This is a genomic window from Nocardia sp. bgisy134 (genome assembly GCF_965341865.1).
GTDB lineage: Bacteria > Actinomycetota > Actinomycetes > Mycobacteriales > Mycobacteriaceae > Nocardia.
Genome location: NZ_CBDQZP010000018.1, coordinates 114,668 through 129,069 on the forward strand (window position 1 = coordinate 114,668; position 14,402 = coordinate 129,069).

The 14,402-nt window shown below is 67.7% G+C and carries 12 protein-coding genes; 6 read left to right on the plus strand and 6 right to left on the minus strand.

Annotation, left to right across the window (positions count from 1 at the left end; translation table 11 throughout):
• Nucleotides 1–3: 3 nt before the first annotated feature.
• Together ACRWNM_RS27885 and ACRWNM_RS27890 are read left to right on the plus strand one after the other, a co-directional pair.
• Nucleotides 4–948 carry an alpha/beta fold hydrolase gene (locus tag ACRWNM_RS27885; RefSeq protein WP_431971073.1) on the plus strand — a complete coding sequence of 315 codons (945 nt, stop codon included), beginning with the start codon at nt 4–6 and terminating at the stop codon, nt 946–948.
• Between the two features lie 40 nt (nt 949–988).
• A complete protein-coding gene (locus ACRWNM_RS27890; protein ID WP_431971074.1) occupies nt 989–1,855 on the plus strand; it encodes a fumarylacetoacetate hydrolase family protein in 867 nt (288 codons plus the stop codon).
• Nucleotides 1,856–1,908: 53 nt separating this feature from the next.
• Here the strand turns inward: ACRWNM_RS27890 and ACRWNM_RS27895 are convergent, their stop codons facing one another.
• The 5 genes from ACRWNM_RS27895 to ACRWNM_RS27915 all read right to left on the minus strand — a co-directional run bounded on the left by ACRWNM_RS27895 (nt 1,909) and on the right by ACRWNM_RS27915 (nt 8,696).
• Nucleotides 1,909–2,130, minus strand: coding sequence for a hypothetical protein (locus ACRWNM_RS27895; RefSeq protein WP_431971075.1), 222 nt, complete (start codon nt 2,128–2,130; stop codon nt 1,909–1,911).
• Nucleotides 2,131–2,212: 82 nt separating this feature from the next.
• Nucleotides 2,213–5,728, minus strand: coding sequence for an indolepyruvate ferredoxin oxidoreductase family protein (locus tag ACRWNM_RS27900; protein ID WP_431971138.1), 3,516 nt, complete (start codon nt 5,726–5,728; stop codon nt 2,213–2,215).
• Between the two features lie 28 nt (nt 5,729–5,756).
• Entirely contained in the window at nt 5,757–7,415 is a 1,659-nt protein-coding gene (locus ACRWNM_RS27905; RefSeq protein ID WP_431971076.1) for an FAD-dependent monooxygenase, read from the minus strand.
• A complete protein-coding gene (locus tag ACRWNM_RS27910) occupies nt 7,412–7,927 on the minus strand; it encodes a VOC family protein (RefSeq protein WP_431971077.1) in 516 nt (171 codons plus the stop codon). The genes ACRWNM_RS27905 and ACRWNM_RS27910 overlap by 4 nt, the downstream gene beginning before the upstream one ends.
• Before the next feature lie 256 nt (nt 7,928–8,183).
• A complete protein-coding gene (locus ACRWNM_RS27915) occupies nt 8,184–8,696 on the minus strand; it encodes a TetR/AcrR family transcriptional regulator (protein WP_431971139.1) in 513 nt (170 codons plus the stop codon).
• Between the two features lie 171 nt (nt 8,697–8,867).
• On the opposite strand from ACRWNM_RS27915, the gene ACRWNM_RS27920 reads away from it, so the two are divergent.
• The 3 genes from ACRWNM_RS27920 to ACRWNM_RS27930 are packed head-to-tail and all read left to right on the plus strand — an operon-like array spanning nt 8,868 to nt 12,375.
• Entirely contained in the window at nt 8,868–9,734 is an 867-nt protein-coding gene (locus ACRWNM_RS27920) for a fumarylacetoacetate hydrolase family protein (protein WP_431971078.1), read from the plus strand.
• Nucleotides 9,731–11,596 carry an acyl-CoA synthetase gene (locus ACRWNM_RS27925; protein ID WP_431971079.1) on the plus strand — a complete coding sequence of 622 codons (1,866 nt, stop codon included), beginning with the start codon at nt 9,731–9,733 and terminating at the stop codon, nt 11,594–11,596. The genes ACRWNM_RS27920 and ACRWNM_RS27925 overlap by 4 nt, the downstream gene beginning before the upstream one ends.
• Nucleotides 11,593–12,375, plus strand: coding sequence for an IclR family transcriptional regulator (locus ACRWNM_RS27930; RefSeq protein WP_431971080.1), 783 nt, complete (start codon nt 11,593–11,595; stop codon nt 12,373–12,375). Before ACRWNM_RS27925 ends, ACRWNM_RS27930 begins: the two co-directional genes overlap by 4 nt.
• A gap of 176 nt (nt 12,376–12,551) precedes the next feature.
• Here the strand turns inward: ACRWNM_RS27930 and ACRWNM_RS27935 are convergent, their stop codons facing one another.
• Nucleotides 12,552–12,953 carry a hypothetical protein gene (locus ACRWNM_RS27935; protein WP_431971081.1) on the minus strand — a complete coding sequence of 134 codons (402 nt, stop codon included), beginning with the start codon at nt 12,951–12,953 and terminating at the stop codon, nt 12,552–12,554.
• Between the two features lie 417 nt (nt 12,954–13,370).
• On the opposite strand from ACRWNM_RS27935, the gene ACRWNM_RS27940 reads away from it, so the two are divergent.
• Nucleotides 13,371–14,318, plus strand: a complete 948-nt coding sequence (locus ACRWNM_RS27940; protein ID WP_431971082.1) for a 3-carboxyethylcatechol 2,3-dioxygenase — start codon at nt 13,371–13,373, stop codon at nt 14,316–14,318.
• Nucleotides 14,319–14,402: the final 84 nt, after the last annotated feature.

Below are 14,402 nucleotides of genomic sequence, written 5' to 3' on the forward strand. Positions count from 1 at the left end.
ACAATGACCGACCTGCGCCATCACTATGTCGAGGTCAATCGCATCCGACTGCACTACGTCGAGGCCGGCGAAGGCCCGGCCGTCATCCTGTGTCACGGGTTTCCGGAACTCTGGTACAGCTGGCGCCATCAGCTTCCCGCGCTGGCGCAGGCAGGTTACCGGGCCATCGCCCTGGACATGCGCGGTCACGGCGAGTCCGACGCACCGGCGAACATCGAGGATTACGACGTATGCCGCACGGTCGGTGACGTCATCGGCCTGATGGACGAACTCGGCATCGGCAGAGCGGCTTTCGTCGGCCACGACGCGGGCACGTCGACGGCCTACACCGCCGCCCTGATGCGGCCCGATCGAGTACGCGGCGTGATGGGGCTTTCCGTTCCCTACATCCCCAGGGGGCCGCTCAGCATTCTCGAATCCTTCGACGGCGCAGTGCCGCCCGGCTTCTACATGGTCTACTTCCAGGAACCCGGCCGCGCCGAACAGGATCTCGAACGCGACGTCACCGAAAGCCTGCGGCGCATCGTCTACGCCAACTCCGGCGAGAATCCGCACACCCCCTTCCTCATGACCGTGCCGGAAGGCGGCACCCTGATCGACGGACTGCCCGCACCCGTGGGCGCGATCGGCTTCCTGTCCGACGCCGACCTCGACGTCTACGCGACCGCCTACTCCCGCAGCGGATTCCGCGGCGGCCTCAACGGCTACCGGGTGTTCCATCGCAACTGGGAGCTCACCGCCCCTTGGCACGCCGCCGCACTGCCCGTGCCCTGCGGCTATATCGGCGGCACCGCCGACACGGTGTTGCACTTCCCCGGCTTCCGTGCCGCGGCGGAGGCAATGGGGACGGCCACCTTCCTCGACGGGGCCGGTCATTGGATTCAGGCGGAGCGACCGGACGAGGTCAACACCGCACTGCTGTCGTTCCTCCAATCGCTCCCGAGCTGACCGACCCGCACTCACCGCAAAGCTTCGCCGAGGAGACATCATGCGTCTTTACACCACAGACCAGGGCATCGCCCGAGAGGACAGCACCGGTGTACTCACCGTGCTCGACCTCCCGTTCGCGGATGTGGGCGAACTTGTGCGCGGACCGGGGATCGAGCTCGCCGCGGCGGCACGGCCGAGACAGGTCGTGCCGCTGCACCGAGCGAACCTCCGCCCCGTTCTGCCGCGCCCAGGCAAGATTCTGGCGGTCGGCCTCAACTACCCCAGTCACGCCGAGGAAGCGCTGGAGAAGTTCGCCGAAGCCGGACGCCACGACGTGACGCTGCCGACCGAGCCCAATGTCCAAGTCACGGCCGGATCCGCGGCGGCCGCGCACGACGGGCCGATCGTTCTGCCCGCGGTGGCGCCCGGCCACGTCGACTACGAGGGCGAGGTCGGCGTGGTGATCGGCCACCGTGCCACCGATGTCGGCGCACACGAAGCATGGCGATACGTCGCCGGGCTGACCGTGGTCAACGACATCACCGCCCGCGACATCCAGCGCCGCGCGTACGCGGGCGACCCCATCGCCTCGATCGCGATCGCCAAGAGCTTCGATACGTTCAAGCCCATCGGCCCCTGCCTGGCAACGACCGACGAGTTCACCGAACCCCTCGACCTGCGTATCCGCACCTGGGTGAACAGTGAACTGCGCCAGGACGATCGGACGAGCAACTTCCTCCATCGGATCCCGGAGCTGGTCGCGTACCTGTCGCGCTATCAGACATTGGAAGCTGGAGACGTCATCGCCACCGGGAGCCCGCGCGGCGCGGGTCAGTTCACCGAGCGATTCCTCCGGAACGGAGATGTCGTGGACGTGGAAGTCGAAGGCGTCGGGATGCTCAGCAATCGCGTCCTGACAGCTTGACCGCGCCAACCAGACGGCCCGCCCGGCGTTTTGCCGTGGCGGGCCGCAGCCGATCAGGGCCCGAGAAACAACCGTTCACACGGCAGGCGCGGCAAGAGCCGACAGTCGTCGATAGCGTGCTGGATCAATTCGATCGTGCACCAACGCTTTTTCCGCCAATCACGGACCAAGTTGGGTATCGCCGCGACATCGGCCCAATAGTCGAATGCGATGTCGGCCAGCCAAATCCGCAGGTACACATCACTCTCGGATCGGAATCGCACTTCGGCGGTCATGCCTCACCGGCCATTCCGCCACTTCCACCGGCAACACCGGTGGAAGTGGCGCAACACCGCCAGGTCGACTCCGGACGAGGCACTACGCCACACCAACCACCGGTTGGGCGGCGCGGTAGGTGTCCAACAGTTCAGCCACTCGGGCGCGATAGCGATCGACATTCGCCAGCTTGATGGATTCGTATCCGCGAATCATGTCCGGCAGATCGGCGATTTCGACAGCCAGAGCATGGTTTTCGGGTCGCAGCTCCGCCAGCAGTTCCTCGACCAGCGCACGGTACTCGGCGATCAGCGCGCGTTCCTGCTTGCGCACTTCGGCCATTCCGAACGGATCGAACCTGGTGCCCCGGACCCGGCGCATGGCCGTCAGCAGCCGGTACACCGGCCGGAACCACGGACCGAGTTCGATCTTGTTCCGCAGGCCCATCGCCCGCAGGATCGGCGGGTGCAGGCGGTACGACATGCGGGCGCCGGGCCCGAACTCCGCTTCGATGGCCGCACGCAGGGCGGGGTCGACCGACAGCCGGGCGACCTCGTACTCGTCCTTGTAGGCCATGAGCTTGTAGAGGTACCTGGCAACCGACTCGGTGAGCGCGGTCGAACCGGGAATCCGCTCGTCTTCACGCCGCCGCACGTGCTCGATGAACCGACTGTATTCCCTTGCGTACGAAAGGCTCTGGTAACCGACGAGGTCGGGGATACGGACGGTGACCAATCGCGTCAACTCGGTCTCCCGACCGGACGTCACCTGGGCGATCACCTGCCGAACTCCGTGCGACAGTGCATGATTCGTGCGATCGACGGGTGACTTCTCCGCCACCGCGGCCTCGAAAGCCGCGGCATCCGCGACGGACAGACGGCCGTAACGGAACGCTTGAACGTTGGCCTCGACCTGCACGCCATTGAGGGTGATGGCGTGCTCGACATCCGAGGGTGACAGTGGCAACGAACCGGATTGCACTGCCGCGCCGACAAGCAGGAAGTTGGCGTACTGGTCCTCGCCGACCAAGGCGTGTGCCGCGTGACGGGCGTCGAGGAAGATCGCCTCGCGCGTCGTCGCACGCAAGGCGTCCCGGATGGGTCCGACGTCGGGGAAACCCACGGCGGTGTCGATGACCATCTGCCCGGTCGGCACCTCGCTGGTGGAGATCACCGCGGTGGTCCGTTCGGCGCTCGCCGCCGCCAGATGCCGTTCCTCGGCGGCGACCAGGATGTCGCATCCGAGATACAGATCGCACTCCTCGGCCGCCGCCTTCCCGGCCTGGTCGGTCGGGTCGGCGGAGATCTTGAGGTCCGAGACGACGGCTCCGCCCTTCTGCGCGAGGCCGGTCTGGTCCAAGGTGCGGACATGGCGACCGGCCAGCGACGCGGCGGTGCTGAGCACCTGCGCCAGCGTGACCACACCGGTCCCGCCCACGCCTGTGATGCGCGTGGTGTGGGTTCCGACGAGCGCGTATACCGGCTCCGGCAGGGCGTCGGCGTCGAGCAGCGGCGCCCCGGTCCGACCGGCGCGCTTCCCCGCGGGCGCCACGGTGATGAACGACGGGCAATCGCCCGACAAGCACGAGAGGTCCTTGTTGCACGAGGACTGGTCGATTCGCGTCTTGCGCCCGAACTCGGTGGCGACCGGTTGCACCGACAGGCAGTTCGACTTCTCGCCGCAGTCTCCGCAGCCCTCGCACACTCGTTCGTTGATCACGACTCGCTGCGCCGGCTCTGGCGCGAGCCCGCGCTTGCGTTTGCGCCGCAGTTCGGTCGCGCATTCCTGGTCGTGGACGAGCAAGGTGACACCGGGCGTGCCCGCGAGGACCTCTTGGGCTTCGATCAGCCGGTCACGATGCCAGACTTCCACTCTGCTTGGGAGTTTCGTTCTGCGATAGCTCTTGACATCGTCGGTGGTGACGATGATGCGGGCGACTCCTTCGGCGACCATGGCCTCGCAGATGGCCGGTACCGTCATCAGCCCGACGGCCTGCTGCCCACCGGTCATGGCCACGGCCGAGTTGTAGAGCAGCTTGTAGGTGATGTCGACTCCGGCCGCGATCGCGGCCCGGATCGCCAGGCTGCCGGAGTGGTGGAAGGTGCCGTCGCCGAGGTTCTGGATGAGGTGGTCGCGCTCCAGAAACGGCGCCATGCCGATCCATTGGGCGCCCTCGCCGCCCATCTGGGTCATCCCGGCCACCTCGCCCACCTGTTTGGCATCCATCAGCGTCACCATGGCGTGGCAGCCGATTCCCGCGCCGACGGTGGCCCCGGCGGGGACCTTCGTCGAGATATTGTGCGGGCAGCCCGAGCAGAAGTACGGTGTCCGGGTGACGAGCGGCAGCGCGATCGGACCACGACGGCGGCGCGACTTCCCCAGCCAGTCGTCGACCGTGGGAAAGCCACCGATTTCGGAGAGCCGCGCGGCCACATGGGTCGCGACGATGTCGGGATCGAATTCTCCGTCGGCCGGGAAAAGCGCTGCGCCACCGGGCATCTGCTTGCCCGAGATCGCGGGCGCGTCGGGCCTGCCGTAGAGCAGACTCTTCACCGCCGTCTCGATGAGTGCGCGCTTCTCCTCGACGACGATGATCTCGGACAGTCCGTCGGCGAACTCGTCGACGACGGTCGGCTCGAGCGGGTGGATCATGCCGAGCTGGAGCAGTCGCACGCCTCGCAGCGCCAGCTCGTCGTCGTCGAATCCCAAGGCGCGCAGGGCCTGCCGGACATCCAGGAAGGTCTTTCCGGCGGCGACGATGCCGACCCGGTCCGATGGACCGGACTGCGTGATGCGATTGAGCCCGTTCGCCGCGGCGTATCGGCGGGCGATCTCCAGGCGCGCGCCGTCCCGGCTCCGTTCCAGCACACCCAGCGCCGGTTGCAGGACCTGGCCGGTCACCTCGTGCCGGTACTCGGCGCCGTCCACGGTCAGGTCGGGAACGATCGGACGGACCCGGTCCGGGTCCACATCCACCGTTCCCGAACCGTCCGCGACGTTGGTCACCACCTTCATGGCCACCCACAACCCGCAGGCGCGTGACATGGCGATGCCGTGCAGGCCGAAGTCGAGCGCCTCCTGCGGATCGGCCGGATAGAGCACCGGCAGTCCGAGATCGGCCAGGAGCAGTTCGGAGGCTCCCGGCACGGACGACGACTTCGCCGCCGGATCGTCGCCGACCAGGGCAAGCACCCCGCCCTCGGGATGGGTGCCCATGAGGTTGCCGTGCCGAACGGCATCGGCCGCGCGGTCCAGCCCGGGGGATTTTCCGTACCAGATCGCGCTGACGCCGTCGACGCGCTTGTCGGATTGCATGGCGGCGAGCTGAGTTCCTTGCACGGCGGTCGCCGCGAGTTCCTCGTTCACGCCCGGTCGGAACACGATGTCGTGCCGGTCGAGCAACGCGGCATGGCGTTCGAGTTCGGTGTCGTATCCGGCGAGCGGTGAGCCCTCGTATCCGGAGATGAAACAGGCGGTGCGGCGCCCTGCTCGTTCGTCCGCACGGCGCAGATCCACGGGAATCCTTGCCAGCGCTTGGATTCCGGTGAGATGAACTCGCCCGTGTTGCACGGTATATCGGTCACGGGGTGACGCCACCGGCGCTGATTGATTCGTCACGACAGAGGAATTCCTAACGGAGAGACGGTCAAGAGACGGAGTGGGTCGCCCCGCACGCGGCGTCGAGCGCGACCACCAGGTCCCGGACGGGCGTGGCGGACATGCGATCCGCCCGCCAGGCGATGTGCCCGTCGGGGCGAACCAGGATCGCGCCGTCGTCGGGGATCCCACACAGGCCGGGTCCGGCGATCTCGAAGTCACGACGCGGAACGCATGCCTGGACAGGGACGTTCGTGTCGATTTCGCCGAGAGCGTCGCCCCAGGCAGCGCCGTCACGCCCGGTGATGAGCGTGAACCCCGGCACCAGGAGATCGTGCGTCGAGATCGTGACGCCGTCCTTGTTGATCCACGCGTGCGGGAGCCTGCCACCCTGAACCGCCACGGTGAGCGGGTCCGCCTGCGCCTCCGAGGGACAGCCGACGCCGTACACGTAGCCGATCTCGAGCTCGAGATAGTCGAAGTGGGGACGCTGCGCAGGGACGGACTCCGCCAATCGCTTTCGCTCGGCCGCGGCCACCGCCGGATCCCAGCTCTCGAGCCGGGCGGCGACGTCGATGGTGTTGGGCCCGATACCGGCATCGGCCATTTTCACCGCGTTGGCGATGCTGCTTTCCGCGTTGGCCACCGCGATGGGCCTGCGCTCGGATTCATAGGTGTCGAGCAAGGTTTCGGACGCCCAGCCGTTGAGCACCGCGGCCAGCTTCCACCCGAGGTTGTCCGCGTCGACCAGTCCCGTGTTCATGCCGAGACCGCCGGTCGGCGGAAATCGGTGCGCCGCATCGCCCGCGAGGAATATTCGCCCCTTGCGGTACTGCCGCGCCGTGCTCGCACCGAGGGTCCAGGTGCCGACCGAGCGGACCTCGACGTCGAGGTCGGGCGCGCCGATCCCGCCCCGGATCAGGTCGGCACAGCGCTCCGCGGTGTAGTCGGCCACCGACTCCCGAGCCGGGTCGTATCCGAGGTGGAACGTCCAGCGATCGCCGCCCATGCGGATGAACACGCCCGGGGAGGCGGTGTTCAGCACCCAGAACAGCAGGGCGGGATCTTTGTCCGTCCAGCGCGACAGATCGGCGTGAAAGTACACGTTGATCAGATGCCCGAACTCGGGAACGCCCTCGATCTCGATGCCGAGGCCGCGCCGGATCTTTCCGGACGCTCCTTCGGCGGCCACGACGTAGTCGACGCCGAATCGCTCTTCCCCCTCGCGGGTTTCGACGCGTACATCGACCGACTCGCCGAGATCGTGCACGGATGTGACGCGCGCGCCGTAGCGGACGTCGGCCATGCCCTGCCGGTGCACCGCTTCGAGCAGCCGCCGCTGCACCCGATCCTGCGCGCACGAGCCGACGGTGACCGGTGACGACCCGAGCCGTCTCGCGAGATGCTCCTCGGGTGCGTCCGCGAGGTCGATCCGCCCGAACTCCTCACCGGCGACGGTGTGCTTCCAGACGAAGCTGAGCCCGCAGTTCAGATCGACCGCGTCCTCGATGATCTCGTCGTAGATGCCCCAAAGGCGCAGCAGCTCCATCGATCTCGTGTTCACCACATGCGCGCGCGGGTGCGGATTGATGTCGTCGAACTGGTCGCAGACGATGCTGCGCACGCCGTGCCTGCCGAGCACGTACGCGGTCGCGAGCCCGACCGGGCCCGCGCCGACGATCAGGACCGGAATGTGTTCGTCGCTCACGGCCGGCTCACCAGCTCCGCGAACGGTTCGCCGGCCTCGAATCGGGCGATCAGCTCTTCCGGAACGAAGTCGACGCCGATCGGATTGGTGACGAAGGCGTCGGACTCGAAGAACGCCTGCGTCTCCTCGTCGGTGGCGAAACTGTCGATCTGCAACTCGATCTGGTTGCCGTCCGGGTCCTGGTAGTACATCGACATCGTCGGACCGTGGTTGACGGTCCAGAACGGCTGCACGCCATCGGCTTTCAGCCGCTTGTAGTTGTCGAGCAGGTCCCCGAGGGAGGCGTAGGTGAAGGCCATGTGGTGCATGCCGGTGTGCGCGTCGGTGGGCTGCTCCGACGCACCGGTCGCGATGAAGGCGACCCGATGGTGTTCGTCGTCGTAGGTCATGAACGCCAACATGTCGTTGGCGAAGGCCACGCGGCCTTCGAGCACGTGCAGGTACCAGTCGGTCATCTCCTGCAGCCGATTGGTTCGCAGCACGATGTGGGCGAGTTTGACGGGTGACGCCATCGTTGGCACCTCCGGACGGTGTGGCGAGAAGAGCTCTCTTGAATGTGACTCGAGACACGCTAGCGTGCTCATGAATGGCAGTCAAGAGCTGTCGCGGACCGATGCCCGCGCAGGACGGACACACCTAGGCGAACAGCCGGACGAACAAGTGCGGTCGACAAGATCGACGCCCCGGACAGCGGCGTCACACAGGCCCGGAACGCCTCGCGCCCGGGTGAATCACCGAACTAGATGGCCGCGACCAGCGGCGACAACATCAGCGAGCGGCTTTGGCGGTCGCGGAAGCGACCAGCGCGTCGGTCACCAGGTCGATCAGATCGCCGACCGGTCGATCCAGGCGGCGCGTGCTGACCAGGACCCCCTCGAACAACACGTGCCCCGCATCGGCGATCAGCGCCACGTCGGCGCCCTTGGGCAGCCGGTTCGTGATCGCGGCGAACAGGCGTTCCTCGAGCCATCGCTGGATCTGCTCGTAGGCGACCCGAACCGACTCCGAGTCCGCCATCCGCTCGTACGCCTCGCGATGCAGCGCCCGGTACGGCTGCACCGCGGCCAGCAGCCCGACGAGCTCGTTGCGCGGATCGCCGCCGAGCTCCGAATCGGCCTCCACGCTCTCCCTTGCGCTGGCGAAGATCGAGGTCAGCGCCGCGGCGAACAGGTCGTCCTTGGTCGGGAAGTACCAATGCACCGCCGCGGGCGCGATACCGGCGGCGCGGCCGACCGCGGCCACGCTCGTCCCCCGGTAACCGTTGGCGGCGAACAGTTCCACAGCGTGTTCGACGACCGCCGCTTCACGCTCGGCCTTCGGGATCTGCTGTCGATTCCTGGGCATGACGTGAGCTTACTGCCCCGCGAACACCTCTTGACTGCGCGTCATGACTGCTCTTAACTGTCAGACAAGAGCGGTGAGGTTGCCGCCATCGATCGCGGAGGTACCGAGATGCGTCTGTACACAACCAACGATGGAATCGCGCGCGAGGACCGGGCGGGCGTGCTCTCCCTGCTCGACCTGCCGCAACGCGATCTCGGCGAGTTGCTCGACGGCCCCGGCCTGGACGCCGCGCGAGCGGCCGGAACACTCCGCGACATCCCCTTGGACACCGCGACGCTCCATGCTCCGGTGCGCAGACCGGGCAAGGTCGTGATCGTCGGACTCAACTACCCCAGCCACGCCGAGGAAGCCTTGGCGGCGTTCGCCGCCATCGGCCGCACCGACATCGAGATGCCCACCGAACCCAACCTCCAGATCACCGCGGGGTCGGCCGTGACCGGACCGATGAACCCCATCGTCCTGCCCGGGGTCGCCGCCGCCGAAGTGGACTACGAGGGCGAGCTCGCCGTCGTCATCGGACGCGCGGCCACCGCTGTGCCGGTCGAGGACGCCTGGGATCACGTGGCGGGACTGACCGTCGCGAACGACGTCTCGGCGCGCGACATCCAGCGCCGCGCCATGACCGGCGACGCGGTCGCGTCGATCGGCGTCGCCAAGAGCTTCGACACCTTCAAACCGCTCGGCCCGTGCCTGGTCACCGCGGACGAGTTCACCGACCGGATCGACCTGCGTATCCAGACCCGAGTGAACGGCGAACTGCGCCAAGACGATCGAACGAGCAGTTTCATCCACTCGATTCCCGAGATCGTCTCGCATCTGTCGAAGTACCAGACGCTGCTGCCCGGCGACGTGATCTGCACCGGGACCCCGCGCGGCGCCGGACTGTTCTCCGGGAGTTTCCTGCGACATGGCGACATCGTCGAGGTCGAGGTCGAGCGGATCGGCGTCCTGACCAACTCGGTGGTCTCCGCGTGAACGCCGTAACCAACGACCTCGCGCAGGCCGGCCCCGGCATCGATCGACTCGGCGATGTGCCGCTCGCCGACCGCGATCTGCCCGCCACCACCTACGACTTGCTGGAACGATCCGCGCGACGGCACGGCGAGAAGCCCGCTCTCCATCTGCTACCCGGCGGAAACCGCTGGGACGAACCGGAGACCTGGAGCTACACCGAACTGCTTCGACGGACGACTCGGGCCGCGAATCTGTATGCCGCACTGGGACTCGAGCCCGGCGGCGTCGTCGGCCTCATGCTCCCGAACACCGGGACGACCTACGCGGCGCTGCTCGGGGCACAGGCCATCGGCATCGCCAACCCGGTGAATCCGATGCTCGCCACCGAACACATCATCGAGATCCTGCGTCTCACCGAGGCACACATACTCGTCGCGCCCGCGCCCGCGCTCGATCCCGTGAGCTGGGACAAGGCGTGCGCGGTGGCCGAGGCGCTGCCCTCGCTGCGAGCGCTGGTCTCCGTCGGCGGGCCGGTGCGCACCGCGCCGGGCAACTGGGTCGGCGATTTCGAACAACTGGCCGCCTCCCGGCCCGCGGACGCCCTCACCTTCGAGTACCGGCCGGGCGCATCCGACATCGCCGCCTACTTCCATACCGGCGGCACGACCGGAGTGCCCAAAGTGGCCCCGCACACCCACGCGAGCGAGGTCTACATCGCCTGGGCGCTCGGGCAGCACGGCGCATTCGGCGGTGACACCGTCGTGCTGACGGGTCTGCCGCTGTTCCACGTCAACGCCATCCTCATCTCCACCCTCGCACCCTTCCTGAAGGGCGGCACCGTGGTATCGCTCGGCAGCCTCGGGTTCCGGGATCGCGCGGCAGTGGCGGATTTCTGGCGAATCGTGGACCGCTACCGGGTCACGACCTTCTCGGCGGTTCCGACGGTGTACGCCTCCCTGCCCCCGGTCCCCAACGATGTCGACGTCTCCAGCTTGCGCGCCGGAATCGTCGGTGCGGCTCCGCTGCCGGGCCGGGTCCGGGCCGAATTCGAGTCCGCCACCGGTGTTTCGATGATCGAAGGCTACGGGCTCACCGAGGCGACCTGCGCGAACACCATCGGCCCGATGGTCGGCGGCAAACCGGGGTCCATCGGGCTTCCCCTGCCCTACCAGCAGGTCAAGGCCGTCCGAATCGGGACGGACGGACTTCCGTCCGGCGACTGCGGTCCCGGTGAGGTCGGCGTACTGGCGATCGAGGGCCCCAGCGTCTTTCCCGGATATCTCCGGCCGGGGCCGGACGGTCCCGCCCCGGATCCCACGGGTGTGATCGTCGACGGTTGGTTGATCACCGGCGATCTCGGCAGGGTCGACGCGGACGGCTTCGTCTATCTCACGGGGCGCGCCAAGGACATCATCATCCGCGGCGGCCACAACATCGACCCGCGCCTGGTCGAGGACGCGATGCTGGCTCATCCGGATGTCGTTGCGGCCGCAGTGGTTCCGTGTCCCGACGCGCATTCGGGCGAAGTCCCGGCCGCCTACCTCGTGCTTCGATCGGGCGCCGATCCGGATCACCGCGAGCTCAGCGACTGGGCCGCGCAGCACGCACCCGAACCGGCCGCCGTCCCGAAGTTCATCCACACCATCCCGGCCATACCGGTCACCGCGGTCGGCAAGGTGAACAAAGTCGCCCTTGCGCACGACTCGGTCAATCATGTTGTGCTGCGGGAACTCCGGGACGCGCGCCTGTCCGGCGAGGTGACGGTGACCGATCGCGGCGGCCGCGCACACGCACTGATCGACCTGAACGATGCCGTCCCGGACCGCCTCGGCGAACTCCGCGAACGCTTGAACGCCTACTCCTTCACGCACGAGATCGTATGACGACGAAGCCGCTCACCCACGCCGTCCGCGACGATCGAGCCGCGATCGACAAGGCGATCAGCCTGCTGGTCTCGTTTCGCGACCAGGCGAACACCGGGGTCGGCGTCAGCGAACTCGCTCGACGCGCCGACCTCAACAAGTCGACCGCGTTCCGGGTGCTGAGCATCCTCGAGCGCAACGGCGTGGTGGAGCGGGTCGGGACGAGCTACCGACTGGGGCCGCGGCTGCACGAACTCGGTCGCGGCGCCTACACGCCCGATCACGAAGCACTGCGAGATCGGTTGATCCCGTTCGTCACCGACGTCTACGAACGCACCCACGAAACCACGCATCTCGCGGTGCTCGTCGGCGCCGACGTGCTGTATCTGGCGAAACTGTACGGATACCGCCAGATACGGTCCCCCTCCCGGATCGGCGGCCGCGCGCCCGCCTACTGCACGGCGGTCGGCAAGGTCCTGCTGGCCTACGACAGCGACGCGGCAGCGACCGCGGCCGCCACGCTGCGTCCCTTCACCTCACACACCGTGACCGACGAGGCCGCGCTGTCATTGCAACTCGCACGCGTGCGTCGCGACGGAATCGCGTTCGACGACGAGGAAATTCAACGCGGGCTCAGCTGTGTGGCGGTGCCGATGTTCGGTTCCGCAGGCCGTCCAGTCGCCGCGCTGTCGATTGCGGGGGCTACCGGGCGCATCGATACCCGCCGGCATGTTCCGACCCTGCGCCGCGTCGCCGCCGCCGCGGGACAGATGTTCGCGAAGTCGAGCGGCGAGCTCTGAGTATCCTCCGTGACCGCCGCCGGAGCGCTCGCCCTGCCGGTAGCGCCACTGCGCCGAATCGGGGGCGGCGAGCAGCTCGCCGAGGCAGCCATGGAGCTTGCGCAGTAGGGCGCGCTCGGCGGCGGTGAGGGTCGGGTCAGGCAACCCCCGCGACGCCGCCACGGGCCGCTCGACGATCATGTGCCCGGAACGTGCTCGTTGTCGATATCGGCCGCGGTGACCCACGCCGGTTCCACCACGAGCAAGCCCAGCGACTGCCCTGGTACGTCGACGTCGACCACGTGCCGGTAACCGGCGAGCTCGGCGGCGGCCAGGCCGGCTTCGTCGCCCTTCGGAACCGCGAAAACCACACGCCGACAGTGCGGGTCGGCATCGAGGATCGCCGACGTCGCCGCGGCGAGCGCGTCGGTGAGAACCTGCGCGCTCGGCGCCCCGGTGATCCGAACCTCCACATCATGGGCGCCGACCGGGTACGCGACCCGCAGCCTGCCGTCGGCGCAACGCGCGACATCGACGGTCACCGGTGTGTTCGCCGGACCGGCCCACAATTCGTATGTCCCCCGTTGTTCCTGCGTCACCCTCGGCCCCTCCGGTCAGGGGTGGTCACCATCTGCGGATCCGGACGGGTCAACGAACCCCTGGGCGGACCGAGGGCGGTGCGCGGGGATTCGCCCGCTGCGCCGCAGGCATCGGAGGCGGCGGGTCGCATGGTGGTGGTCATGGTGTCAGACAACCGCCTGCGAGCGTGCTCATCCACAGCACGTTCCGCTGTAGGGAACGCGCGCTGTGGTCCGGCTGGGCTATCAGGGCAGGGTTGCGACCATGCTCGCTGCCACCGCAATTTCGCAGAGCGCCGACGACCCGCCGTCCGGTCTAGTGCTCGGCGAGATACCTGGAACGCCCGGATGGTTCGCGGTGATTCTTAAGGGTTTCATGATCGACGGCGCGAGGACCGGAAAATTCGTCGTCCATCCGGACCGGGAAGGAGCATGCTCATGACCGCCGCTCTCGTGGGACTCTCGCATTCACCCCTCATCGGGAAGAACGATCCGGCCCCGGACATTCTGCAACGTGTCTATGCGGAGATCTCCGCCACGCGCGCTTTCGTCGCCGAGTTCGCGCCGGATCTGGTCGTCCTGTACGCACCGGATCACTACAACGGCTTCTTCTACCGTCAGATGCCGCCGTTCTGCCTCGGGACCGAGGCGTATTCGATCGGCGACTTCGGTTCCCGAGTCGGCTCGCTCTCGGTCGACTCGGCCGCGGCGAAACAACTGGCCCGCGGTGCACTGGAGCGCGGCATCGATCTGCCCGTCTCCGCGCGTATGGCGGTGGACCACGGATTCGTCCAGCCGCTGGAGATACTGTTCGGCGGGATGGACCGCATTCCGGTCGTCCCGGTCTTCGTCAACGGAGTCGCCGCGCCGTTCGGTCCCCTTCATCGCATCCGCTCTCTCGGAACAGCTCTCGGTGCGGCCGCGCGGGAACTCGGCATGCGGGTCATGTTCGTGGCATCCGGTGGACTGTCCCACGACCCGCCGGTTCCCGTTCTCGAGAACGCACCGCGCCGCGTCGCGGACGCCCTCATCGATGGCCACCCGCCGACTCCCGAACAGCGGGCTCGCAGCGAGCATCGAATGTTGCAGGCCGGCCACTCCTACGCGGCGGGATCGACCACGATGATGCCGATCAACCCACGCTGGGACAACCTTGTCCTCGACACCTTCGAAGACGGCAGGCTCGCCGATATCGACGAGTGGACCCCCGAGTGGATGGGCGCCGAGGGCGGCGGCTCCGCGCACGAGGTGCGCACCTGGATCGCGGCATACGCCTCGCTGGCCGCGACCGGCCCTTACCGGATGACGTCACGCTTCTACGTGCCCATTCCCGAGTGGATCGCAGGCTTCGCCATCACCACCGCGATGACCCACGGATCGCGCTGAGAGCGACCTCCACCGTCGTCCGATCGGCAATCGGACATCCGAAAGACTCTGCACCACCACTCTCGCTTGGCCCGTGCGCGGTCT